This is a genomic window from Salmonella sp. 32100201201700099SM (genome assembly GCF_017572645.1).
Taxonomy (GTDB): domain Bacteria; phylum Pseudomonadota; class Gammaproteobacteria; order Enterobacterales; family Enterobacteriaceae; genus Salmonella; species Salmonella enterica.
Genome location: NZ_JAGERQ010000001.1, coordinates 251,533 through 274,599 on the forward strand (window position 1 = coordinate 251,533; position 23,067 = coordinate 274,599).

23 protein-coding genes and 1 pseudogene are annotated in these 23,067 nt (G+C 53.1%); 10 read left to right on the forward strand and 14 right to left on the reverse strand.

Annotated features, from left to right (window positions below; translation table 11 throughout):
* Positions 1-95: 95 nt before the first annotated feature.
* A complete protein-coding gene (gene asr / locus J4685_RS01320; RefSeq protein ID WP_000756315.1) occupies positions 96-347 on the reverse strand; it encodes an acid resistance repetitive basic protein Asr in 252 nt (83 codons plus the stop codon).
* 235 nt (positions 348-582) lie between these two features.
* On the opposite strand from asr, the gene J4685_RS22380 reads away from it, so the two are divergent.
* Positions 583-675 carry a KPN_01571 family protein gene (locus J4685_RS22380; protein ID WP_001068154.1) on the forward strand — a complete coding sequence of 31 codons (93 nt, stop codon included), beginning with the start codon at positions 583-585 and terminating at the stop codon, positions 673-675.
* 66 nt (positions 676-741) lie between these two features.
* Here the strand turns inward: J4685_RS22380 and J4685_RS01325 are convergent, their stop codons facing one another.
* Positions 742-1,995: an MFS transporter gene (locus J4685_RS01325; protein WP_000091792.1), complete on the reverse strand. Its 1,254-nt coding sequence runs from the start codon at positions 1,993-1,995 to the stop codon at positions 742-744.
* A 119-nt stretch (positions 1,996-2,114) separates the two neighbouring features.
* Between J4685_RS01325 and J4685_RS01330 the strand changes: the two genes are divergently transcribed.
* From J4685_RS01330 to bioD, 3 genes are all read left to right on the forward strand, one after another.
* Positions 2,115-3,014 carry a LysR family transcriptional regulator gene (locus J4685_RS01330; protein WP_001019577.1) on the forward strand — a complete coding sequence of 300 codons (900 nt, stop codon included), beginning with the start codon at positions 2,115-2,117 and terminating at the stop codon, positions 3,012-3,014.
* 127 nt (positions 3,015-3,141) lie between these two features.
* On the forward strand, positions 3,142-4,362 hold the full coding sequence (gene mlc, locus J4685_RS01335; RefSeq protein ID WP_000225087.1) for a sugar metabolism global transcriptional regulator Mlc: 1,221 nt from the start codon (positions 3,142-3,144) through the stop codon (positions 4,360-4,362).
* Between the two features lie 125 nt (positions 4,363-4,487).
* Positions 4,488-5,183 (forward strand): dethiobiotin synthase, encoded by a 696-nt coding sequence (gene bioD, locus J4685_RS01340; protein WP_000919206.1) that lies wholly within the window; start codon positions 4,488-4,490, stop codon positions 5,181-5,183.
* Here the strand turns inward: bioD and clcB are convergent.
* From clcB to J4685_RS01390, 10 genes and pseudogenes are all read right to left on the reverse strand, one after another.
* Positions 5,139-6,424 (reverse strand): annotated as a pseudogene (gene clcB, locus J4685_RS01345) (voltage-gated ClC-type chloride channel ClcB). The gene bioD and the pseudogene clcB overlap by 45 nt on opposite strands.
* Positions 6,425-6,559: 135 nt before the next feature.
* Entirely contained in the window at positions 6,560-7,708 is a 1,149-nt protein-coding gene (gene osmV / locus J4685_RS01350; protein WP_000593095.1) for an osmoprotectant ABC transporter ATP-binding protein OsmV, read from the reverse strand.
* Positions 7,708-8,355, reverse strand: a complete 648-nt coding sequence (osmW, locus tag J4685_RS01355) for an osmoprotectant ABC transporter permease OsmW (RefSeq protein WP_000379677.1) — start codon at positions 8,353-8,355, stop codon at positions 7,708-7,710. The genes osmV and osmW overlap by 1 nt, the downstream gene beginning before the upstream one ends.
* A 9-nt stretch (positions 8,356-8,364) precedes the next feature.
* On the reverse strand, positions 8,365-9,267 hold the full coding sequence (gene osmX, locus J4685_RS01360; protein WP_001211195.1) for an osmoprotectant ABC transporter substrate-binding protein OsmX: 903 nt from the start codon (positions 9,265-9,267) through the stop codon (positions 8,365-8,367).
* A 28-nt stretch (positions 9,268-9,295) separates the two neighbouring features.
* Complete coding sequence (osmY, locus tag J4685_RS01365; RefSeq protein WP_000956992.1) at positions 9,296-10,006, reverse strand: osmoprotectant ABC transporter permease OsmY; 711 nt, start codon at positions 10,004-10,006, stop codon at positions 9,296-9,298.
* Between the two features lie 304 nt (positions 10,007-10,310).
* Positions 10,311-10,925 carry a Tat proofreading chaperone DmsD gene (dmsD, locus tag J4685_RS01370; RefSeq protein ID WP_000206563.1) on the reverse strand — a complete coding sequence of 205 codons (615 nt, stop codon included), beginning with the start codon at positions 10,923-10,925 and terminating at the stop codon, positions 10,311-10,313.
* A gap of 42 nt (positions 10,926-10,967) precedes the next feature.
* Positions 10,968-11,825 carry a dimethyl sulfoxide reductase anchor subunit family protein gene (locus J4685_RS01375; RefSeq protein WP_000534696.1) on the reverse strand — a complete coding sequence of 286 codons (858 nt, stop codon included), beginning with the start codon at positions 11,823-11,825 and terminating at the stop codon, positions 10,968-10,970.
* Position 11,826: 1 nt separating this feature from the next.
* On the reverse strand, positions 11,827-12,444 hold the full coding sequence (gene dmsB, locus J4685_RS01380) for a dimethylsulfoxide reductase iron-sulfur subunit DmsB (RefSeq protein WP_000213069.1): 618 nt from the start codon (positions 12,442-12,444) through the stop codon (positions 11,827-11,829).
* A 10-nt stretch (positions 12,445-12,454) separates the two neighbouring features.
* Complete coding sequence (ynfE, locus tag J4685_RS01385) at positions 12,455-14,893, reverse strand: selenate/tellurate reductase subunit YnfE (RefSeq protein WP_011233053.1); 2,439 nt, start codon at positions 14,891-14,893, stop codon at positions 12,455-12,457.
* Positions 14,894-15,049: 156 nt separating this feature from the next.
* Positions 15,050-15,358 carry a DUF1161 domain-containing protein gene (locus J4685_RS01390; RefSeq protein WP_000975514.1) on the reverse strand — a complete coding sequence of 103 codons (309 nt, stop codon included), beginning with the start codon at positions 15,356-15,358 and terminating at the stop codon, positions 15,050-15,052.
* Positions 15,359-15,461: 103 nt separating this feature from the next.
* On the opposite strand from J4685_RS01390, the gene J4685_RS01395 reads away from it, so the two are divergent.
* Positions 15,462-16,172 carry a YnfC family lipoprotein gene (locus J4685_RS01395; protein ID WP_000743122.1) on the forward strand — a complete coding sequence of 237 codons (711 nt, stop codon included), beginning with the start codon at positions 15,462-15,464 and terminating at the stop codon, positions 16,170-16,172.
* A 40-nt stretch (positions 16,173-16,212) separates the two neighbouring features.
* Here the strand turns inward: J4685_RS01395 and speG are convergent, their stop codons facing one another.
* The gene (speG, locus tag J4685_RS01400; protein WP_000199997.1) at positions 16,213-16,773 is read right to left on the reverse strand and encodes a spermidine N1-acetyltransferase; all 561 of its coding nucleotides are present in this window, start codon (positions 16,771-16,773) and stop codon (positions 16,213-16,215) included.
* A gap of 35 nt (positions 16,774-16,808) precedes the next feature.
* Positions 16,809-17,150: a DUF1283 family protein gene (locus tag J4685_RS01405; RefSeq protein WP_001066440.1), complete on the reverse strand. Its 342-nt coding sequence runs from the start codon at positions 17,148-17,150 to the stop codon at positions 16,809-16,811.
* A gap of 152 nt (positions 17,151-17,302) precedes the next feature.
* Here J4685_RS01405 and J4685_RS01410 point away from each other — a divergent pair, with 152 nt between their 5' ends.
* The 5 genes from J4685_RS01410 to J4685_RS01430 all read left to right on the forward strand — a co-directional run bounded on the left by J4685_RS01410 (position 17,303) and on the right by J4685_RS01430 (position 23,038).
* The gene (locus J4685_RS01410) at positions 17,303-17,629 is read left to right on the forward strand and encodes a YnfA family protein (RefSeq protein WP_000921382.1); all 327 of its coding nucleotides are present in this window, start codon (positions 17,303-17,305) and stop codon (positions 17,627-17,629) included.
* 121 nt (positions 17,630-17,750) lie between these two features.
* Complete coding sequence (rspA, locus tag J4685_RS01415) at positions 17,751-18,965, forward strand: starvation-sensing protein RspA (protein ID WP_000706262.1); 1,215 nt, start codon at positions 17,751-17,753, stop codon at positions 18,963-18,965.
* A gap of 10 nt (positions 18,966-18,975) precedes the next feature.
* Positions 18,976-19,995: a Zn-dependent oxidoreductase gene (locus J4685_RS01420; RefSeq protein ID WP_000836493.1), complete on the forward strand. Its 1,020-nt coding sequence runs from the start codon at positions 18,976-18,978 to the stop codon at positions 19,993-19,995.
* A 53-nt stretch (positions 19,996-20,048) separates the two neighbouring features.
* Positions 20,049-21,428: an MFS transporter gene (locus J4685_RS01425; protein WP_011233051.1), complete on the forward strand. Its 1,380-nt coding sequence runs from the start codon at positions 20,049-20,051 to the stop codon at positions 21,426-21,428.
* Between the two features lie 143 nt (positions 21,429-21,571).
* The gene (locus J4685_RS01430) at positions 21,572-23,038 is read left to right on the forward strand and encodes a mannitol dehydrogenase family protein (protein WP_001181256.1); all 1,467 of its coding nucleotides are present in this window, start codon (positions 21,572-21,574) and stop codon (positions 23,036-23,038) included.
* The last annotated feature ends 29 nt before the right edge of the window (positions 23,039-23,067 follow it).

The window sequence follows — 23,067 nt, forward strand, 5'->3', positions numbered from 1 at the left end:
GAGACACTTTTTTGCCCTCCCGGAAGGCGGCGCTAAACCAGAACAATTTAGCGCCGTAAAAACGGGCGCGGGGGCGCGCCGCAGCATGTTACGACTTACGCAGCCGGCTGCGAAGTTGTTTTTGACGTAGATTTGGCTGGGGCTTTTTTGCCATCTTTTTTCTGGTGCTTTTTAGCCGCCTGCGCTTTTTGCTCAACGGTTTTTTTATGCTGTTTTTTGTGGTGCTGGGTGTTCTGGGTTGTTTTGGCAGGCGTTGCGGTTTTCGCAGGCGTTGCAGTCTCAGCCGCGAATGCTGCGGAAGAGAGACCCATTGCAGCGGCAACAACCAGAGCTAATACTTTTTTCATTTTGATACCCTCGATTTGGTTTTCATTCAACCCCACTGCGGGGCCGGTGAAATGACTATATCGCTGTTATCAAAAGGCTTCCGTGAGTGATTGGTTTCGGCATGTAACGCTATGTACAATCCCCCGGTAACGCGATGTCAGCCCCCACCATAATAGGTAGCTTTACGTTACCGGCCGTTATTTTTGGTCGCAGAGTCGGTAATATCCGCCCTCCAGAATAATAGGCACACCGTATATGAATCCGATAATCTGGGTGGTATTTACGCTTCTGGCGCTGGATGCAATCAGAGAAGTTATGGGCGTATCAAGCCTGACAGGTCTGTGGTGAACAGTGAGTCGTGGCGTGAAACCAGCCCGGCGATAGCGCACGTTGCTATCGCCGGATTATTTCTTTTCAGGCGTGAAGACGGTGATGTAACCGCGTCCCGACCAGGATGGCCAGCACCAGCATTAGCGCGATAAAACCGCCTACGCCGTTCCAGCCGTAACTATGCCAGAATACGCCGCCTAGCGTCCCGGCAATACTGGACCCCAGATAATAGCTGAAAAGATAAAGTGACGAGGCCTGTCCCTTCGCCCGGCGCGCACGCGGGCCAATCCAACTACTGGCCACGGAGTGCGCGGCGAAAAAGCCGGCGGAAAAAAGCAGCATCCCGGCAAAAATCAGCCAAAGCGAGGTAAAAAGCGTCAGTAAAAGCCCGCCCAGCATTACTGCGATAGAGAACAGCATCACCGGCCCCCGGCCATAGCGTGAGGTCATTGCGCCAGCTTTCGGCGAGCTCCATGTGCCGGTGAGATAGGCTACGGATAACAGTCCGACCACGGCCTGGCTTAATTCCCAAGGGGAGAGCATCAGGCGATAACCAATGTAGTTAAACAGGGTGACGAACGCGCCCATCAGTAAAAAACCTTCCGCAAACAGCAGTGGTAACCCTCGATCGCGCCAGTGGAGACGGAAATTAATAAATAGCGTTTTAGGCCGTAGCGATGTAGGACGGAAATGTTGCGAGGCGGGTAAAATCTTCCAGAACATCAGCGCAGACGCCAGCGCAAAGCATCCGATGGCCGCCAGCGCGATGCGCCAGTTAAAAAAGTCGGTCATGACGCCGCTTAATAAACGCCCGCTCATCCCGCCGATGGAATTACCGCTAATATAGAGTCCCATAGAGAAAGCGACAAAGCTGGGATGGATTTCTTCGCTCAGGTAGGTCATTCCCACCGCGGCGACGCCGCTTAACGACAGACCGATCAGCGCGCGCATAATCAGAATACCATGCCAGCTGGTCATCATGGTTGATAACAATGTGCAGCAGGAGGCTAATAACAAGGCGGTGACCATCACCGGTTTACGGCCTATCGCATCAGAAAGCGGGCCGGTAAAAAGTAAGCCGATAGCCAGCATGGCGGTAGAAATAGAAAGTGAAACGCTGCTGCTGGCGGGGGAGACGCCAAACTCCTGGGAAAGTACCGGTAGTATAGGCTGAACGCAATAAAGGAGCGCGAAAGTCGCCAGGCCCGCGGAAAAAAGAGCCAGCGTGACGCGCATGAAAGGCGCTGTACCGCGTTTAATAAATTGAACCGGCTGAGAATGGCGTTGTTCATCGATATCGCTCGCCGTGGCGTCATCGAGAATAGTTGTACGACTCACGTTAAATCCTTGCTTTACATCTCCGTCAACAGGAGACGGGTATAACCGACATGTAAAGCATAGAAAAAGCAAAATATTCTGTCTAATATATTAATTGTCTCAAATAAGACGTTAAAAATATGAATATCGAATTACGTCATTTACGTTACTTTGTGGCGGTAGCAGAAGAGCTGCATTTTGGTCGCGCCGCCGCGCGCCTCAATATCTCGCAGCCGCCGCTGAGTCAGCAGATACAAATTCTGGAGCAGCAGGTCGGCGCGCGATTACTGGCGCGGACTAACCGCAGCGTAGCGTTAACCGCCGCCGGGCGACAGTTTCTGGTGGATAGTCGACACATCCTGAGTCTGGTAAACGACGCCGCCGCTCGCGCCGAGCGGCTGCATCAGGGCGAAGCGGGAGAAATCCGTATTGGCTTTACGTCTTCAGCGCCTTTTATTCGGGCGGTATCGCATACCTTTTCGCTGTTCCGCCAGTCCTATCCGGGGGTGCATATGCAAACGCGTGAAATGAATACGCGTGAGCAAATCGCGCCGCTCAACGAAGGCGTACTGGATATTGGCTTGCTGCGGAATACGCCGCTGCCCGACACACTTAATCGCGAGGTGATTTTGCATGAGCCGCTTATGGCCATGATCCCGCGCGAACATCGGCTGGCGCAAAAGCCGGTCGTCAGTCTGACAGAACTGGCGGAAGAACCTTTCGTCTTTTTCGATCCGCATGTCGGGACGGGCCTCTACGACGATATTCTCGGCCTGATGCGGCGCTATAACCTGTCGCCGACCATCACGCAGGAGGTTGGCGAGGCAATGACTATTATCGGTCTGGTGGCGGCGGGACTGGGCGTCTCGATTCTGCCGGCATCCTTTAAGCGTGTACAGATGAGCGAGATGCGCTGGGTTCCCCTGGCAGAAGAGGACGCCGTATCTGAAATGTGGCTGGTATGGCCAAAGCATCATGAACAGAGTCATGCCGTACAGCGGTTTTGCCAACTGCTATTACTGGCTGCCCGACGGGATTAATTACGCTTAAAAAGGGTGAAAATGTGCAGTTAATCACACGGCTAAGCAAAAAGTTGACGGCGAGTATTGAAGTGTTTCACCATAGCACACAGATTATTTCGGAGCGCGAAAATAAAGGGAGTGAGCGGTGGTTGCTGATAGTCAGCCTGGGCATATCGATCAAATTAAGCAGACCAATGCTGGCGCAGTGTATCGCCTGATTGATCAGCTCGGACCGGTATCGCGAATTGACCTGTCTCGTTTGGCGCAGTTGGCGCCTGCCAGTATTACGAAAATTGTTCGCGAAATGCTGGAAGCGCATTTGGTTCAGGAACTTGAAATTAAAGAGGCGGGCAGTCGTGGACGTCCCGCCGTCGGGCTGATGGTGGAAACGGAAGCCTGGCACTATTTATCTATTCGTATTAGCCGTGGCGAAATTTTCCTTGCGCTGCGCGATCTTAGCAGCAAACTGGTGGTAGAAGAGTGTCTGGCGCTGCCGTTAAACGAAGCCACGCCGTTGCTTGAGCGAATTATTACGCACGTTGATCGGTTTTTTACCCGCCATCAGCAGAAACTGGAGCGTCTGACCTCTATTGCCATTACGTTACCGGGCATTATCGATACCGAAAACGGCGTTGTGCACCGGATGCCGTATTATGAAGATGTCAAAGAGATGCCTTTGGGAGATGCGCTGGAGCGGCACACTGGCGTACCGGTTTACATTCAGCATGATATTAGTGCCTGGACGATGGCAGAGGCGCTTTTTGGCGCCTCACGCGGCGCGCGCGACGTTATCCAGGTGGTGATTGATCATAATGTGGGGGCGGGCGTTATCACCGACGGTCATTTGCTTCATGCGGGCAGTAGCAGTCTGGTAGAGATTGGGCATACCCAGGTCGATCCTTATGGTAAGCGCTGTTATTGCGGTAATCATGGCTGTCTGGAGACCATCGCCAGCGTCGATAGTGTGCTGGAACTTACGCAGCTTCGGCTTAATCAGTCGATGAGTTCAATGTTGCACGGCCAGCCGTTAACGGTAGATTCACTGTGTCAGGCGGCGATGCAGGGAGATCTATTAGCAAAAGATATTATTAGCGGCGTTGGCGCGCATGTCGGACGCATTCTGGCTATCATGGTGAATTTATTTAATCCGCAAAAAATTCTTATTGGTTCGCCGCTAAGTAAAGCGGCTGATATTCTTTTTCCGGCCATTGCTGACAGTATCCGTCAGCAGGCGCTGCCCGCCTACAGTAGGAATACGGTAGTGGAAAGCACGCAGTTTACCAACCAGGGCACGATGGCCGGGGCGGCGTTGGTAAAAGACGCGATGTATAACGGCTCTTTGTTGATTCGTCTATTACAGGGTTAACATTTTTTAACTGTTGTACAAAAATTTGCGCTAACTCAAGCTGATTGCCCTTGCCATATCTTAGACTTTCTCCACTGTATTATTTTCCTGGCTTATATTTTCGAAGCATAACGGTGGAGTTAGTGATGCTGAAGCGTTTCTTTATTACAGGTACAGACACTTCTGTTGGGAAGACGGTGGTTTCCCGCGCATTACTACAAGCGTTAGCGTCGGGTGGTAAGAGCGTTGCAGGGTATAAACCTGTCGCTAAAGGGAGCAAAGAGACTGCAGAAGGGATGCGCAACAAAGATGCGCTGGTATTGCAAAGCGTCTCTTCGCTGGAGTTGCCGTATGAGGCGATTAATCCGATCGCGTTAAGCGAAGAAGAAAGCAGCGTCGCGCATAGCTGTCCTATAAATTACACCTTGCTGTCCAACGGTCTGGCGAGCCTGAGCGATAAAGTGGACCACGTGGTTGTGGAGGGCACTGGCGGCTGGCGTAGTTTGATGAATGATTTACGTCCATTGTCCGAATGGGTGGTACAGGAACAGTTACCGGTATTGATGGTGGTGGGGATTCAGGAGGGGTGCATTAATCATGCGCTACTGACTGCGCAAGCTGTCGCTAATGATGGACTGCCATTAATTGGCTGGGTGGCGAATCGTATCAATCCTGGCCTGGCGCATTATGCTGAAATTATTGATGTGCTTGGGAAAAAACTGCCAGCGCCGCTGATTGGCGAGTTACCGTACCTGCCGCGCGCCGAGCAGCGTGAGCTGGGGCAGTATATTCGTTTGTCAATGCTCGGCAGCGTGCTGGCTGTAGATAGAATCATGGCGTAACGTTCGCGAGAGCACTGACGCGACTACACAGGCAATCAGCAGACCGGGGAGTAACTGATACTCGCCGGTCATTTCACAAATCATCAGGGTGGACATTATCGGCGCATGAGTTGTCGCCGCCAGTAGCGTCGCCATACCCGCCAGCCCCAATAAAATCGCTATTTCATCCGAGCCTGGCAGCCAGAATCCCCATATCCGACCCAGAAACATTCCAATGGATAATCCGACAAATAATGTTGGCGTAAAGACGCCGCCCGGCGCGCCAGACCCGCTGCTGGCGAGCACCGCCAGGATTTTGCACGCAAAAATTCCGCCAATCAGCGAGAATAGCGGCGGGGAGAGCAAAAATGATTGTACGACGCTATAGCCGTTTCCCCATACCGTGGGCGTGAGTAACGACAGTAATCCGACAATAAGCCCGCCCAACGCCAGTTGCCAGGGCGGGGACAGTTTTAAGCGTAAGAAACTATTATGGCTGTCATCAGCCACATCAGCAACGGGCCGCACAGACCGGCGACCAGGCCGGTACTGACTATCATGACGTACTCCCGCGCGTGGAGATCAACGGTCAGATGTACGGTATAGGGTAGTGAATCGCTACCGTTTAATACATGGGTGGTTAGCAGGGCGACGACGGCGGAAACGACAACCGGGCCGAGGGAAGCCAGCATTAAGGTACCGAACAGGATTTCCGCGATAAACAGGCTGCCCGCCAGCGGCGCATGGTAAGCACCCGCCATGCCCGCAGCGGCGCCGCTGGCGATCCATAATTTCCATTCCTCACGCGGCGTGAAGCGTCGAGCAAAGCTGGATGCCGCCAGCGCGGCGAGGAGGATCATTGCGCCTTCGCGACCAATTGCGCTGCCGCTGACCACGACCAGCAGCGAGGCCAGCGATTTCACCAGACTGGCGCCAACGTCAAATTGCCCGTCGGTTTGCAATGCTTCCATATAGCCAGTGGGCGCATGGGGGCGCTGTTGGTTCATTTTTTGCCACCCCCACAGCAACAGACCAGCGGCCAGGCCGCCAAGCGCCGGCGTAATCAGCCGTCGCCAGGGCGAAAGCCCCTCAGCCGCATTCACCAGACTGCCGGTGTCATTACTCAGGAAAATCCACTCCAGCAATTGCATCGCATGACGGAAGGCGGCGACAGCCAGCGCCGCGAGAATACCGATGAGCGTAGCGATCAGCAGGCGACGAAACATCGCGCGCAGATCCGGGTAAGCGTGTAAACGATGCATGAGCGGGTAAACAGGGAGTTTCAGGATAGCCTATTCTGCGGGGAAATGGCGTCAGACGCAAAAGCACTATGTGCGATATAATATTGCGTACAATAATGATACTGCCGGATAGCGAGAGGCCATCCGGCGGCAACGTTAGCTGCTTTCGTGAATATTTAACGCCCGACGCGTGCGGCCTGAGCTGAGATAGTCGGCGATGTAATCCTGAGAGATTTCACCATTATAGCGTCCGTCTTCATCAACGATCGGCATCCAGCTAGTATTACTTTCGTACAATCTGGACAGTACAATACGCAGGTTATCTTCCGCTTTGCCCGTAATACGGAAAGGATGGGTGATATCGGCGCAGGTTCCGCTGGCGTTCCGCGCTTCCCGGCGCTTCACAAATCCCAGTGGCTTACCGTCGTTGTCAATGACGGTAATGGCGCGAATATCGTGATCATCCATAATGCCGAACGCCTCGCTTAGCGGCGTGGAAGGCCGCGCGGTAATGGTTGGCTGTTGGTCGGTCACATCGCCTGCGGAGACCAGTAGCAAACGCTTTAACGTTCTGTCCTGACCGACAAACGACCCGACAAACTCGTTAGCCGGTTTGGCCAGCAGTTCATCAGGACTGGCGCACTGTACAATTCGCCCCTGACGGAACACGGCGATACGGTCGCCGAGTTTTAGCGCTTCGTCGATATCATGGCTGACCAGCATCACGGTCTTTTTTAGCTTACGCTGCATATCCAGAAACTGGTTCTGGATCACTTCGCGGTTAATGGGGTCCACCGCGCCGAAGGGCTCATCCATCAGCAGTACCGGCGGATCGGCGGCCAGAGCGCGGATCACGCCAATACGCTGTTGCTGTCCCCCGGACATCTCCTTTGGATAGCGATGCAGAAATTTTCTGGCATCCAGCGCCACCATGTCCATCAATTCTTCGGCGCGTTGCTTGCAGCGCGCTTTGTCCCAACCCAACATGCGCGGCACAACGGTAATATTTTCTTCAATCGTCATATTAGGAAACAGGCCGATCTGCTGGATAACATACCCAATATTGCGGCGTAGCGTTACCGTATCCATATCGTTGGTATTCTCGCCGTTGATAAGAATATTACCGCTGCTGGGCGCGATCAGCCGGTTGATCATCTTTAACGTGGTGGTTTTGCCGCAGCCGGAGGGACCGAGCAAGACGCACATTTCGCCTTCCGGCACGTTCAGGTTGACGTTGTCGACGGCTTTTAGCGGCTGACCCTTTTTCTGTACAAATTGTTTGGTGAGATTTTCCAGTTTTATCATTATCGTATCCCCTTAGGTGTCAGTACGACTTGCAGACGATGCAACAGCCAGTCAAGCACAATCGCCAGTAGACAGATCATCAGCGCGCCGGCAATTAACATGCGAATATCGCTGCCGCTAATGCCGTTTAACAGTAGCAGCCCCAGACCGCCGGCGCCGATAACCGCGGCAATCGCCATCACGCCAATATTCATCACTACCGCGGTGCGGATACCCCCGAAAATAACCGGTAGGGCCATTGGGATTTCGACCCAGCGCAGCCGTTGCCAGAAAGTCATACCGATGCCGCGTCCCGCTTCACGCAGACCGGGCGGCAAACTATCAAGCGCAGTATGGGTATTCCGGACAATCGGCAGTAAAGAGTAGAGAAAAACGGCCGTCACGGCGGGCAGAACGCCAATACCATGCCCGATCAGCGAAAAGAGCGGGATCATTAATCCAAACAGCGCGATAGACGGAATGGTAAGAAGTAGCGTGGCGGCGCCCAATACCGGCGTTGCCAGCCATTTGTGGCGTACAATCAAAACGCCTAACGGTACGCCGATGATAATCGCCAGACCGACGGCCAGCGCGACCAGCCAGAGATGCTGAAAGGTAAGGCTGGCGAGATAGCCTGCATTATCCAGCATATAATGTATCGTATCCATAGGCGCTCCTTACAGCAGACCTTTGTCCTGTAAAAATTGATGGGCTACCTGTTGCGGCGTGCGATGCTCGATATCGACCTGGGCGTTTAGGGTCGATATCACATCGTTATTGAGCAGGCCGGAAAGGGTGTTTAAGGCGTCATCAAGGCCAGGATTGGCTTCCAGCACTTCTTTACGCACCACCGGCGTGACAGCGTAACTTGGGAAGAAGCCTTTATCATCTTCCAGCACTTTCAGATCAAACCCTTTCACCCGTCCGTCGGTGGTATAGACCAGCCCGGCGTCAACCAGCCCATCCCGAACGGCGTTATAGACCAGCCCTGGGTCCATCTGTCGTATTTGCGGGCGATCGAGCTGCATCTGGTAGGCTTGCTGAAGGGGCTTCATCCCGTCGCTGCGCCCGGCAAATTCCAGATCGAGGCCGAGCATCCAGTTGTGGTCAGGATCGTTCTGCCGGACTTGTTCGATTTTTGCCACCATCTGCGAGATGGTGGTGATATTTTCCGACTCGGCGCGTTTGCGCTGCATCGCGAACGCGTAAGTATTGTTCATGTCAGCCGGTTTGAGCCATACCAGGCCCAGCTTCGCATCCAGGCGTTTTACCGTGTCGTAGGTTTCCTGTGGACTCATGCGCTTATCGATACGGTTGAAAATAATCAGCGATGTACCGGTGTATTCCCAGGTAATATCAATTTGTTTATTTACCATCGCATTACGTGAAATTACCGCGGCGATATTGGTTTGCGGCTGAACCTGAAAGCCTTTCTTCTGCAAATACTGAACGGTCATAGCGGAAAGAATATGCTGCTCGGTAAAGCCTTTGGTGGCGAGAACCAGCGGCGTGGCCTGCGTCTGGCTACTGAACAACAGCGTTGCGGCAAGCCATCCCAACAGGTGTTTTTTGAATCTCATTTAACGCTCCTTATTGTTATTTATGCGTTCAGACGGTATGAGGGCTAAGGCGTCGCCCAAACCAGGCAAGCAGAGTGTCAAGAATCAGCGCGAATAACGCCGTGGCCGTTGCGCCGAGAATCAACGTCGGAAAATCGTTGAGATAAATCCCCGGGAAAATCAGCTCGCCGTAGCTGCTGGCGCCGATCAGAAAGGCCAGCGGCGCGGTGCCGACATTGATGGCGGTCGCGATGCGAATACCGGACAGCATCACTGGCCACGCATTAGGTAGCTCTACCTGGCGAAGCCGCTGCCATTTTGTCATCCCAATCCCGTTCGCCGCTTCAATCAGTGAGGCGGGAACGGAACAGAGGCCTGCATAGGTATTGCGGACGATAGGCAAAAGAGAAGCCAGAAATAGCGCGACAATGGCGGGCGTATCGCCGATCCCGATAATCACCATCGCTAAGGCCAGGACGGCCAGTGGCGGCAAGGTATTACCAACGTTAAAGATTTGCATGACATATTCAGCAAATCCCTTTGCCGCAGGACGGCTGAGTAAAATCCCACTCGGGATACCGACCAGTAAAGCAAAAAACATGGACGTAAAGACCAGCATCAAATGCCGTTGTCCGAGATACAGCAGATCGACCTGACGCGCTTTCAGCGTCTCCAGACCGATTCCCCAGATAAACAGCGCCAGTAACAGCAGAATGACGATAGTGAACCCAAGTACGCGTTTTAGGGTGAGGGTGAGCATTGCGGTGTGTCTCCCTGTTTGCATGTGTTATGGCGACGTTAAGAGTCGCGTGTTGTTATGCCATGTTCCGGCAGGGTGCTTTGAGCTATAGCAACAGGTTGGGAAGGATTCCAGCGGAGCGTGATGTTTAACACTGTTAAACATCTATTAACAATTATGTTTTGCCCTTATGCGGCTTAGCGTGAACATTCACGATAAAGAATTATCTTAAAAATAGAAGCGAGGTGTGACGTTGTCACTTCTTGTAGATAACAATAGGCCACAATGGGAGAAAAGGCAGGTAAAATCCTGCCTTTTGTGGGGATTAACGGAATAACGGTTTTACAGCGACGGGAATAATGAGTTGAGCTTGCCATTGCGCCAGAGTCAGACGCGCCAGTTGCCCCAACGCCTGATAAAACGGATGCCCGGCATGATCGATAAATACGTCCAGAAAGCGGGACGACCACGGAAACAGATGCCAGGCCAGGAGTTGTTCGCATTCATGATGACGGCCATTCTCGGCAAGCCAGGCCGCCAGCAGCAACAGCGACCCAAAATGATCTTCTGGCTCGTTTTGCTGCATTTCAAACTGAATCCCGTTTTCGCGCATCCACTGACGTAGCGCCAGCGTAGAATCGCCAAATAATACGCTCTCACGATCCAGCCAGACGGAACCCCACGGCGGAGACGGCAGAGCGTAAGGGCCGATAAACAGGCGCTGCCAGGCTTGTGGCAACGACTCTTCGCTGTGGGTCTTAAACATAACCGCCACAGGCGCAAGCGCCTCGGCATCAAGCGGCCACTGCGCCTGCCAGTCGTCGTTTAATAGCGCCTGAACCAGAGGAGCGGTTTCGTGGCTTTCCGGCGAATAATAAAACAACGCGCCAAGAACACGCGCCGTTACTGCAAAATCATCACGTTGTAAAAAAGTGGTCATTCAAACAATCCCGAAAGGTGCGGGTCGCCCCGCACGCATAAATTAACCTGCGACGGCCATACCTACGGTCATATGCAGGCCATAAAAAAGTCCGCGGCCAATAATTTCGCCCGCCAGCACCAGTACGACACCGAGCAGCAAACCAACGGTATGCGGTTCGCGGCGACGGATTAGTGGACATAGCCAGCAACCTAATCCGGCAGCAAGCAAGACAATGCGCCAGACCTGTAGCATACCGTAATCCGGCGCGAGATGGCTGGCCTGTTGCACGGAACTGTGAATGGCTGAGAGGGATAGTCCCTGTAGTACGATGACCGCCACGCACACCACCAACGCCAGGCCGCTAATACTGGCAAACGTCACGCTGCAAAATGGGACGCGCGCGATGCGTAGCAGTAGCGCCGCAAACACCGGACCGCACAGGAATGCCGTGAGGAAAAAGGCCAGCGTGGTGTAGCCATTATACCAGGTTGGCACGGTATCTATCTGATAAACGAGCGTCATTGCCCAGATGAATGCAACGCCGAGCGCCATACTGACCAGCAGCCACACTTTACCCAGCGCCGGGGGCATTTTACCGAGTACCGCCACCAGCCACCAGATGCCGCCTACGGCAAAGAACACCGATCCTGCGGCGATTTCATTACTCAGTGCGGAAGCGCCTACGCGGTTAAGCGAGTTAAACGCGCGCATCGGCGAGCCGAGATGCATAATCGACGCGAGGAATCCCAGTCCCATCACCAGCCACAGAAAAAACATGCTGCGCACGATGCGCTGACGGGCGATGGTATCGTCTTTTGCCGTCAGCCAGCCCAGTCCGCTAACGATTAACGCGCCGACCACGCACTGACCAAAGACCGTGAAGATCATCAACGGCCATTCATGCCATCCACTTCCCATCTTATACCTCCTTCGGATTGGCCAGATAACCGGTGGTGTCCCCGGTCGGGCGGCTGTTGGCGTTGGGTTTAATCACAATATTCGGCTTCGTGAAATGCGCGCGCGGCAACGGTGCGACGGCAGCCAGCTCACCGTGTTTTTTGCGCAGTTCGTCTATCGGGCCGAAATCCAGCGCCCGCAGCGGGCAGGATTCCACGCAAATCGGTTTCTTGCCTTCCGCCACCCGGTCATAACAGCCGTCGCACTTGGTCATATGACCTTTGGCCGCGTTGTACTGCGGCGCGCCGTACGGGCAGGCCATGTGGCAGTAGCGACAGCCGATACAGACCTCTTCGTTCACCACCACAAAACCGTCATCGCGCTTGTGCATCGCGCCGCTCGGGCAGACTTTGGTACAGGCCGGGTCTTCGCAGTGGTTGCACGAAATGGAGAGATAGTAGGCAAAGACGTTCTGATGCCAGACGCCGTTATCTTCCTGCCAGTCGCCGCCTGCGTATTCATATATCCGCCGGAAACTGACATCCGGGGTCAAATCTTTGTAGTCCTTGCAGGCCAGTTCGCAGGTTTTGCAACCGGTGCAACGGCTGGAATCAATAAAAAATCCATACTGAGTTGTCATGGGTTACACCTTAAGCCTTTTCAACCTGAACAAGATTACTGTGGGACGGGTTCCCCTTCGCGAGCGGAGATGGTCGATGCGACGTGAGAATGTTAATTGAACCGCCGCGATCGATCTGATCGCCGAACATATCGGCATTTAACCAGGCGCCCTGGCCGATAGCGGTGACGCCAGGCAATATGCGCGGCGTGACTTTTGCCGGAATGAGCATCTGTCCGTTCTGGTTAAAGACCCGCACGGTGTCGCCGTGCTGAATGCCGCGCGCTTGCGCATCAATCGGGTTGATCCAGATCTCCTGCGGACACGCCTGTTGCAGGACGTCGATATTGCCGTAGCTGGAGTGGGTACGCGCTTTATAGTGGAAGCCGGTTAGCTGTAGCGGGTAGCGCTGACGAAGCGGATCGTCCCAACCGTCAAAACCTGGCGTATAGGCGGGTAAAGGATGGATAATCTCATCTTTCTTCAGCTCCCACGTGTTGGCGAGGGTTGCCAGACGCTCGGAATAGATTTCGATTTTACCGGACGGCGTTTTTAACGGATTGGCCTGCGGATCTTCATGAAATTTTTTATAGGCGACAAAATGGCCGTTGGGATCTTTGCGTTTATAGATGCCCATTTTTTTCAGCTCGTCATACGCGGGCAATGCCGGATCTCTTGCCTGCATTTTGGCGTACAGATATTGCAGCCATTGCGCCTGTGTACGGCCTTCGGTAAACCGCTGATACACATCGTCACCGAGGCGTCTGGCTATTTCGCTGAGTACCCAGTAGATGGGCTTGCGCTCGAACTTAGGCGTTGTCGCCGGTTGGATAAAAATCAGATATCCCATATTGCCGGCGTAATCATTGGGGATGATATCTTCCTGTTCGACGGTCATGAGATCCGGCAGTAAAATATCAGCGTACTTCGCGGAAGAGGTCATAAAGTTGTCGATGACCACAATCATTTCGCATTTTGCTTCATCCTGAAGAATTTCATGGGTTTTATTAATATCCGAATGCTGATTAATCAGGGTATTGCCAGCGTAGTTCCATAGAAATTTGATCGGGACATCCAGCTTATCTTTGCCGCGTACGCCGTCGCGCAGGGCGGTCATTTCCGGGCCGCGCGCAATGGCGTCCGTCCAGCTAAAGCAGGAGATGGCGGTTTTAACGGGATTCTCCAGGACCGGCAGACGTTCAATGGTAATGGTGTAAGTGGATTCGCGTGCGCCGCTATTACCGCCATGAATGCCGACGTTGCCGGTCAGAATCGGTAACATGGCGATGGCGCGAGCGGTTTGTTCGCCGTTCGCCTGACGCTGCGGCCCCCAACCCTGACAGATGTAGGCCGGCTTGACGCTGCCTATCTCGCGCGCCAGTTTGATAATCCGATCGGCGGGGATGCCGGTAATATGCGATGCCCACTGCGGCGTTTTGGCGATACCGTCCTCGCCCTGGCCCAAAATATAAGCCTTATAATGGCCATTGGGGGGCGCGTCAGCCGGAAGGGTCTTTTCATCGTAGCCGATGCAATAGTTGTCGAGAAAAGGCTGGTCAACGAGATTTTCGTTAATTAATACCCAGGCAATTCCCGCCACCAGCGCGGCATCGGTGCCGGGGCGAATCGGTATCCACTCGTCTTCACGTCCGGCAGCGGTATCGGTATAGCGCGGATCTATCACGATCATGCGCGCATTTGAGCGTTCACGCGCTTGCTCCAGAAACCAGGTAATGCCGCCGCCGCTCATGCGTGTTTCAGCCGGATTATTGCCGAACATGACCACCAGTTTACTGTTTTCGATATCAGACGTGCTGTTGCCGTCGTTGGAGCCATAGGTGTAGGGCATGGCGCAAGAAATTTGCGCGGTACTGTATGAGCCGTATTGATTCAACGAACCGCCGTAGCAGTTCATCAAACGCTTCACCGGCGAGGCGGCAGGCGACGAGCGGGTTATGTTGCCGCCTACGATGCCGGATGAATAGTGGATATAGACGGCTTCATTGCCGTAGGTCTCTACGATTTTTTTCAGGCTGGCGCTAATGGTGTCCAGCGCTTCCTGCCAGCTAATGCGTTCAAATTTGCCTTCGCTGCGGCGGCCAACGCGTTTCATGGGATAGTTAAGGCGATCCGGATGGTTAATGCGCCGACGGATTGAACGGCCCCGCAGACAGGCGCGAACCTGATGATTGCCGTAGACATCGTCGCCAGTGTTATCAGTTTCAACCCACCAGACTTCATTATCTTTTACATGCAGACGCAGGGCGCAGCGACTGCCGCAGTTGACCGAACAGGCGCCCCAGACGATTTTATCTTCTTCGTTGCGCATGGCCTGCTGCACCACCGCGGCCGCGGTACGCATCCCAAACGGTAAAGATACGCCTCCGGCAGCCAGCGCCAGTGAGCCAAGCGCCGCTGATTTCACTAACGTCCTGCGGCTAACGCCTGTTTGTTGCTTTTCTCTGGGCATCACTCACTCCATTGTCGTTATTATTTCGCTATATATTGATAACTATAACGAAATTATTAACATGCTAATGATGTAATGAGTTTACCCCTTTGGGAGTAAGGATTATTAATCCATGTCAAAGAGCGTTACCCTCCGGACCCGGAGGGCAGGAGGAGGTTATTGCGGTTCGGCGGATGAACCGTCCTGAGCGGGAGAGGTATTGGCTGGCGCATTGCCGCTGTTGGTGCGGGTATAAAGAATTTTATGCGTGTCGTTCGCGCAATGGCCCACCACCTGTGAGTCCGGCTGATCGGCCTGGTCGTTAGGAACGATAGTGAGCGTAAAATTATCCGCCGGCACGCCGTTATTGATGATACGTTGTTCAATATCGCTTTTTACTCTCTCGCACGATCCCGGTGCCGCCATCACCAGCGAGGGGGCGCTGACTAAGGCCAGAGCGGCTATTGCAGTTGCGATTTTCATCATGAACTCCTGTGATTAATGACGATGTTCTAAGCTTAGCATTTTTCGTGTAAATAACTGTATTTGCTAATATGATGATAAATATCTTTTCATCCTGGTGATACGTGTGAAGAAACCCCTTTTACTGACGTTATTGTGCATGATACTGGCAGGTTGTGATAATCCGAAATCCCTTGAGTCTTTTACGCCGGAAATGGCCAGTTTTTCGAACGAATTTGATTTTGATCCATTACGTGGTCCGGTAAAGGATTTCAGCCAGACATTGATGAGTGAGAATGGCGAAGTGGCGAAGCAGGTCACCGGTACGCTTTCACAGGAAGGCTGTTTTGATACGCTTGAGTTACACGATCTGGAGAATAATACGGGGCTGGCGCTCGTGCTGGATGCCAATTATTACCGGGATGCTCAGACGCTGGAAAAAAAAGTGCAGTTACAGGGGAAGTGCCAGCTGGCGGCGTTGCCTTCGGCGGGCGTGACCTGGGAGACGGACGACAACGGTTTTGTGGTATCGGCGACGGGCAAAGAGATGAAAGTCGAGTACCGCTATGATAGCGAAGGCTATCCGTTAGGTAAGACAACCATAAACTCGCAGAATACGCTCTCTGTAACGGCAAAACCCTCCGCGGACCCGCGTAAAAAGCTGGACTATACGGCAGTCAGCCGGGTGGATGATCGACAGGTCGGCAACGTCACACAGAGCTGCGAATATGATGCGTATGCGAACCCTGTTGACTGCCGGCTTGTTATCGTCGATGAGAGCGTTAAGCCGGCAGTGTCCCACCATTACACCATTAAAAATCGTATCGATTACTACTAAACCGGGCGCGGTGCGACTCTCCGTGACTACCGCGCCGGGCTTACTGCGCGGTGGGTTTCAGGAGCGTAGAACCGGACGTTTTATGTTCATCCAGATACTGCTGCTGGAAGATACACATGCGGATGGTGTTACGGTATTCGCCGTTAATGAAGAACTCATGAATCAGCTCGCCTTCTACTCTAAACCCGAGTTTACGGTAGATGTGAATCGCTTTTTCATTCTCTTTATCGACGATCAAATACAATTTATAGAGATTGAGTACGGTAAATCCGTAATCCATCGCCAGTTTGGCCGCGCGTGACGCCAGGCCTTTTCCCTGGTACTCCGGCGAGATAATAATCTGAAATTCCGCCCGCCGATGCACATGGTTAATTTCCACCAGTTCCACCAGCCCGGCGTTTTCACCATCGCATTCGACGACAAAGCGCCGTTCGCTTTGGTCGTGGATGTGTTTGTCGTAGAGATCCGACAGTTCGACAAAAGCCTCATACGGCTCTTCAAACCAGTAACGCATAACGCTGGCATTATTATCAAGCTGGTGGACAAATCGTAAATCTTCACGCTCAAGCGGGCGCAGTCTGACCTTGTAGTCACTTGTCATACTGTATCCTTACACTTCCTTTTAGTTATCCTGCATCAGGGCGTAATAACGCGACCTGTACGACGATCCAGACACCGCAGCGTATTGGGTTCCCAATAGGCGTTGATGTTGGCGCTTTGCTCGCATTTATCGCGGTTATCAAAGGCGGCATCGGCTTTGTCCCACTCTTTTTCTGCGCGGGTATTCACTTTCTGACGCAGACTGCGAGTGTCGTTCCATTGTTCCTTTTCCATCGCCGCTTCCTGACGACTTTGTGCGCTATCTCCCGATTCAATCACCAGTTTACTGGTTTCAGCGAATGCGGAAGTAGTATATACAACGGCCGCCAACGTAAGCATTGCCGTCAGGCACAGGCGTTTGCTCAGCGTATTGTTCATCACAACATCCTTTCGTTAGAGGGGAAAAAGCGGTAAACCACCTGTAAATTCTACACCAATCCTTATGCCTGGCATATACACAAGAATGGCCGGATAACCGTAACGATATTCTGTTGTATTATCACTTATCATTTCGTAACCAAATGAATCTCATGCTAAAGACGACTCTGCTTTTCTTTGTCACCGCCCTCTGTGAAATCATTGGATGTTTTCTTCCCTGGCTATGGATTAAGCGCGGCGCCAGCGTGTGGTGGCTTCTGCCCGCCGCTGCGTCACTTGCGTTATTCGTCTGGCTTTTGACCTTGCATCCGGCGGCGAGTGGGCGGGTTTATGCGGCTTACGGTGGGGTATATGTCTGTACTGCGCTCCTGTGGTTACGTGTTGTCGATGGCGTCCGGCTCACGGTTTATGACTGGTGCGGCGCGCTGATCGCGCTGTGTGGAATGCTGATTATCGTCGTCGGATGGGGACGTACGTAACATTGCCGCGCAACCAGAACATTTTGTGATCTGGCAGCGCTTTTTACATCAATATACTTGTATGGTAGTAGCTCAGTTGGGTAAATTTCCTGCATCCCATAATGCGATGTAAGGAATAAAAATGAAGATTGTAGGGGCTGAAGTTTTTGTTACGTGTCCAGGGCGTAACTTCGTCACCTTAAAGATAACCACGGAAGACGGGATCACCGGTCTGGGGGATGCCACCCTGAACGGACGCGAGCTCCCGGTGGCCTCGTACCTTACCGATCACCTGTGCCCACAGCTCATCGGGCGGGATGCTCGCCGCATCGAAGATATCTGGCAGTTCTTCTACAAAGGCGCGTACTGGCGCCGTGGCCCTGTCACTATGCCCGCCATTTCCGCGGTTGATATGGCGCTATGGGATATTAAAGCCAAAGCCGCCAATATGCCGTTGTATCAGTTACTCGGCGGCGCTTCGCGTGAAGGCGTCATGGTGTATTGCCATACTACAGGCCACACCATCGACGATGTGCTGGAAGACTACGCGCGTCATAAAGAGCAAGGGTTCAAAGCAATCCGCGTGCAGTGCGGCGTTCCGGGGATGAAAACCACCTACGGCATGGCGAAAGGCAAGGGGCTGGCCTATGAGCCCGCGACAAAAGGCCAGTGGCCGGAAGAACAATTGTGGTCAACGGAAAAGTATCTCGATTTTACGCCAAAGCTGTTTGACGCCGTGCGTAATACGTTCGGTTTTAATGAACATCTTCTGCACGATATGCATCACCGACTGACGCCTATTGAGGCTGCCCGCTTTGGCAAATGTATTGAAGACTATCGTTTGTTCTGGATGGAAGATCCGACGCCGGCTGAAAATCAGGCGTGCTTCCGCCTCATCCGCCAGCATACGGTCACGCCGATTGCCGTAGGCGAAGTCTTTAACAGTATCTGGGATTGCAAACAGCTCATTGAAGAGCAATTGATTGACTATATCCGCACCACGCTTACCCATGCCGGTGGTATTACCGGGATGCGCCGCATTGCCGATTTTGCCTCGCTCTACCAGGTGCGTACCGGTTCGCATGGGCCGTCCGATCTGTCGCCGGTTTGTATGGCCGCGGCATTACATTTCGACCTGTGGGTGCCTAACTTTGGTGTGCAGGAGTTTATGGGCTACTTCGAACAGATGCTGGAGGTTTTCCCGCATAACTGGACGTTCGAGGGCGGCTATATGCATCCGGGCGACAAGCCAGGACTGGGCATTGAGTTCGATGAAAAACTGGCGGCGAAATATCCGTACGATCCAGCCTATTTGCCGGTGGCCCGCCTGGAAGACGGCACACTGTGGAACTGGTAAGGAGCGAAAAATGAAAAGCATCGTAATCGAAAAACCGAATACATTAACTATCGAAACGCGCGCGCTTCCGCAGCCTGCGCCGGGTGAAGTTCGTATTAAAGTGAAACTGGCGGGTATCTGCGGTTCCGACAGTCATATTTATCGGGGACATAATCCCTTTGCAAAATATCCCCGTGTCATAGGCCATGAATTTTTCGGTGTCATCGACGCGGTAGGCGACAACGTCAATCGCGACCGGATAGGAGAACGGGTATCCGTCGATCCGGTGATCAGTTGCGGGCATTGTTACCCTTGTTCAGTCGGTAAACCCAATGTGTGTACCTCGCTGGTGGTGCTGGGCGTGCATCGTGACGGCGGTTTCAGCGAGTATGCGGTGGCGCCGGCCCGTAATGCTCATCGCATACCGGACAACATCGCGGACCATCATGCCGTCATGGTTGAGCCGTTTACCATTGCGGCAAATGTGACGGGGCAGGTGAATCCGACCGAGCAGGACGTGGCGCTTATCTATGGTGCAGGCCCGATGGGACTGACGACCGTACAGGCGCTGAAGGGGGTTTATCAGGTCAAAACGGTCATAGTCGTTGATCGCATTGAAGAGCGTTTAGCGATGGCGAAGCAGAGCGGCGCTGACTGGAGCCTCAATAATGGTCAACATTCACTGGCGGAATTTCTACAGCAGAAGGCGCTAAAACCGACCTTGATTGTCGATGCCGCCTGTCATCCCGCTATCCTGCAAGAGGCGATTACCCTCGCATCGCCTGCGGCACGCATTGTCCTGATGGGATTTTCCAGCGACCCGTGTGAGATTGTACAGCAGGGTATTACCGGAAAAGAGCTGGCTATTTATTCATCGCGTCTTAATGTCAATAAATTCCCGGTCGTGATTGACTGGCTGAATAAAGGGCTTATTGATCCGGATAAGCTGATAACGCATACATTTGATTATCAACATGTCATCGACGCGATTGAGCTTTTCGAGAAAGACCAGCGTCAATGCTGCAAAGTCTTACTCACGTTTGCGAAATAATATAAATAATTGCAAGTAAGTGGTACGCATCTTACCTCTTAGAGATTGCCTATATGACACAAATAAAGCATGAACGATCGACTCAGGATTTAGTGCGCGCTGCCGTATCTGGCTGGTTAGGCATCGCGCTTGAATTTATGGATTTTCAGTTATATTCACTAGGCGCGGCTCTGGTCTTCCATGAGATATTTTTTCCGGAACAGTCTGCCGCGATGGCGCTTATTCTGGCAATGGGCACCTATGGTGCAGGTTATATAGCCAGAATTATCGGCGCCTTTGTTTTTGGTAAAATGGGCGACCGCATCGGACGAAAAAAAGTATTGTTTATTACCATCACCATGATGGGGATCTGCACCACGCTGATTGGCGTACTGCCGACGTATGCGCAAATCGGCATTTTTGCGCCAGTATTACTGGTTACATTGCGAATTATACAGGGGCTGGGCGCCGGGGCGGAAATTTCCGGCGCGGGTACTATGCTGGCCGAGTATGCGCCGAAAGGAAAGCGTGGCATCATTTCCTCGCTGGTCGCGATGGGCACCAACTGCGGTACGTTGAGCGCGACGGCGATTTGGGCGGTGATGTTCTTTGCGCTTGAACGCGAACAACTGATCGCCTGGGGATGGCGTATTCCTTTCCTGGCGAGCGTCGTTGTCATGATATTCGCGATCTGGCTGCGAATGAATCTGAAAGAAAGTCCGGTATTCGAAAAAGTAAGCGAAGGCGAAAAATCGCCAGCGTTAACGCCTGCGTCAGAAAATACATTGGGCGCGATGTTTACCAGCAAATCTTTCTGGCTGGCCACAGGTTTACGTTTTGGACAAGCGGGGAATTCCGGGCTTATTCAAACCTTCCTTGCCGGATATTTGGTTCAGACGTTATTATTTAACAAATCTATCCCAACCGATGCGTTAATGACAAGTTCCGTAATTGGTTTTATCACTATCCCACTCTTGGGGTGGTTGTCCGATAAATACGGTCGTCGGCTGCCGTATATAATATTGAATATCTCCGCGATTATTCTCGCCTGGCCGATGCTGTCTATTGTGGTAGATAAAACGTATAGCCCTGGCGTAATTATGGCGGCGCTCATTGTTATTCATAACTTTGCCGTGCTGGGATTATTTGCGCTGGAAAACATCACCATGGCGGAAATTTTCGGATCGCGTAATCGCTTCACCCGGATGGCGATTTCAAAAGAGGCAGGAGGCCTGGTGGCGGTTGGCTTTGGCCCCGTCTTCGCAGGGATCTTTTGTAACATGACCGATTCCTGGCTGCCCATCTTAATTATGCTGGTGCTCTACTCGTGTATTGGTCTGATTTCTGCGCTGTTGATGCCGGAGGTCAGAGATCGCGACCTGAGTCTGCCTGAGGATGCGGCGGAAGCGACAGCGGCAGAGAAGTTACGCCACTCCGCAACCCAGACGAGTTAAATCGTGTCGACGGTATGGCCGGAACGCTAATGCGGTTTCGGCTATGTTGTCCGGTCACTTTTGTTTAATCAGTGTAAATCTAAATGCACCAGGGCAGGCGTTACTCTGCGACTGCTCCGCTTTCAGAATATAGAGGTTATAAAATGCAAAACAGGCTTTTATCGGCAAAGGCGACGCTTCCTGATTACGATCGCGCGGCGCTGGCGGCGCGGATGGTCCATCTCGGTTTTGGCGCGTTTCATCGCGCGCATCAGGGGGTTTACACAGATATTCTGGCTGCGGAGCAGCATAGCGACTGGGGCTATTATGAGGTTAATCTTATTGGCGGCGAACAACAGATTGCCGATCTAAAGCAGCAGGATAACCTCTATACCGTGGCGGAGATGTCGGCAGAAGCCTGGACGGCGCGTGTGGTGGGCGTCGTCAAAGCGGCGTTGCATGTTCAGGTTGATGGTCTGGAACGTGTGCTGGCGGCGATGTGCGAACCGCAAATAGCGATTGTGTCTCTGACCATTACCGAGAAAGGGTATTGTCATTCGCCAGCCACGGGCCAACTTCTGCTGGAACATCCCATGATTGCCGCCGACCTGCAAAATCCGCATCAACCGCTAACGGCACCGGGTATTATTGTCGAAGCGTTAGCGCGTCGTAAAGCCGCAGGCTTACCGGCATTTACCGTGATGTCCTGCGACAACATGCCGGAAAATGGGCATGTGACGCGTCAGGTTGTGACGGCTTACGCCCGGGAGGTGGATGCGGAACTGGCGATATGGATCGAGCAAAACGTGACATTTCCGTCAACCATGGTTGATCGGATTGTCCCTGCGGTCACGCCGGAGACGCTGGATAAAATCGAACAACTGACCGGCGTGCGCGATCCGGCTGGCGTCGCCTGCGAACCGTTTCGTCAGTGGGTGATAGAAGATACGTTTGTGGCGGGTCGTCCGCTGTGGGAAAACGCGGGCGCGACGTTGGTCGCCGACGTGGTTCCGTTTGAAGAGATGAAACTGCGAATGCTTAACGGCAGTCATTCATTCCTGGCTTATCTGGGGTATCTTGCCGGCTATCAGCATATTAATGACTGCATGGCTGACGACAACTATCGTCTGACCGCGCAGGCGTTAATGTTACGCGAGCAGGCGCCAACGCTGAAAGTCCAGGGGGTAGATTTACAGCGTTATGCCGATCAGTTGATTGCGCGTTACCGTAATCCGGCGCTGCGTCATCGTACCTGGCAGATTGCGATGGATGGCAGCCAGAAACTTCCGCAGCGTATGCTGGACTCCGTTCGCTGGCATCTTGCTAATCATAGCGATTTTGATTTGCTGGCGCTGGGCGTGGCGGGGTGGATGCGTTACGTTGGCGGCGTGGATGAGCAGGGCAAGGCCATCGACGTCAGCGATCCGCTATTGCCGGTTATTCAGCGCGCCGTGGCAAACAGTGAAGAAGGCGCAAGTCGTGTTAAGGCGCTGCTGGGACTGGCAGACATTTTCGGCAACGATTTGCCGCAGGCGGCGCGGTTTACGCAAAAAGTGCAAGAAGCCTATGACAGTTTACTGACATATGGCGCGAAAGCGAGCGTGGCGAAATATGCCGAGCGGTTGAAATAGCGTAACAGAGACCCGGTAGCATTATGCTA

Coding starts and splice junctions, on each gene's coding strand:
- asr (WP_000756315.1), bottom strand. CDS start 347: ATGAAAAAAGTATTAGCTCTGGTTGTTGCCGCTGCAATGGGTCTCTCT.
- J4685_RS22380 (WP_001068154.1), top strand. CDS start 583: ATGAATCCGATAATCTGGGTGGTATTTACGCTTCTGGCGCTGGATGCA.
- J4685_RS01330 (WP_001019577.1), top strand. CDS start 2,115: ATGAATATCGAATTACGTCATTTACGTTACTTTGTGGCGGTAGCAGAA.
- bioD (WP_000919206.1), top strand. CDS start 4,488: ATGCTGAAGCGTTTCTTTATTACAGGTACAGACACTTCTGTTGGGAAG.
- osmV (WP_000593095.1), bottom strand. CDS start 7,708: ATGATAAAACTGGAAAATCTCACCAAACAATTTGTACAGAAAAAGGGT.
- osmW (WP_000379677.1), bottom strand. CDS start 8,355: ATGGATACGATACATTATATGCTGGATAATGCAGGCTATCTCGCCAGC.
- osmX (WP_001211195.1), bottom strand. CDS start 9,267: ATGAGATTCAAAAAACACCTGTTGGGATGGCTTGCCGCAACGCTGTTG.
- osmY (WP_000956992.1), bottom strand. CDS start 10,006: ATGCTCACCCTCACCCTAAAACGCGTACTTGGGTTCACTATCGTCATT.
- dmsD (WP_000206563.1), bottom strand. CDS start 10,925: ATGACCACTTTTTTACAACGTGATGATTTTGCAGTAACGGCGCGTGTT.
- J4685_RS01375 (WP_000534696.1), bottom strand. CDS start 11,825: ATGGGAAGTGGATGGCATGAATGGCCGTTGATGATCTTCACGGTCTTT.
- dmsB (WP_000213069.1), bottom strand. CDS start 12,444: ATGACAACTCAGTATGGATTTTTTATTGATTCCAGCCGTTGCACCGGT.
- ynfE (WP_011233053.1), bottom strand. CDS start 14,893: ATGCCCAGAGAAAAGCAACAAACAGGCGTTAGCCGCAGGACGTTAGTG.
- J4685_RS01390 (WP_000975514.1), bottom strand. CDS start 15,358: ATGATGAAAATCGCAACTGCAATAGCCGCTCTGGCCTTAGTCAGCGCC.
- speG (WP_000199997.1), bottom strand. CDS start 16,773: ATGACAAGTGACTACAAGGTCAGACTGCGCCCGCTTGAGCGTGAAGAT.
- J4685_RS01405 (WP_001066440.1), bottom strand. CDS start 17,150: ATGAACAATACGCTGAGCAAACGCCTGTGCCTGACGGCAATGCTTACG.
- J4685_RS01410 (WP_000921382.1), top strand. CDS start 17,303: ATGCTAAAGACGACTCTGCTTTTCTTTGTCACCGCCCTCTGTGAAATC.
- rspA (WP_000706262.1), top strand. CDS start 17,751: ATGAAGATTGTAGGGGCTGAAGTTTTTGTTACGTGTCCAGGGCGTAAC.
- J4685_RS01420 (WP_000836493.1), top strand. CDS start 18,976: ATGAAAAGCATCGTAATCGAAAAACCGAATACATTAACTATCGAAACG.
- J4685_RS01425 (WP_011233051.1), top strand. CDS start 20,049: ATGACACAAATAAAGCATGAACGATCGACTCAGGATTTAGTGCGCGCT.
- J4685_RS01430 (WP_001181256.1), top strand. CDS start 21,572: ATGCAAAACAGGCTTTTATCGGCAAAGGCGACGCTTCCTGATTACGAT.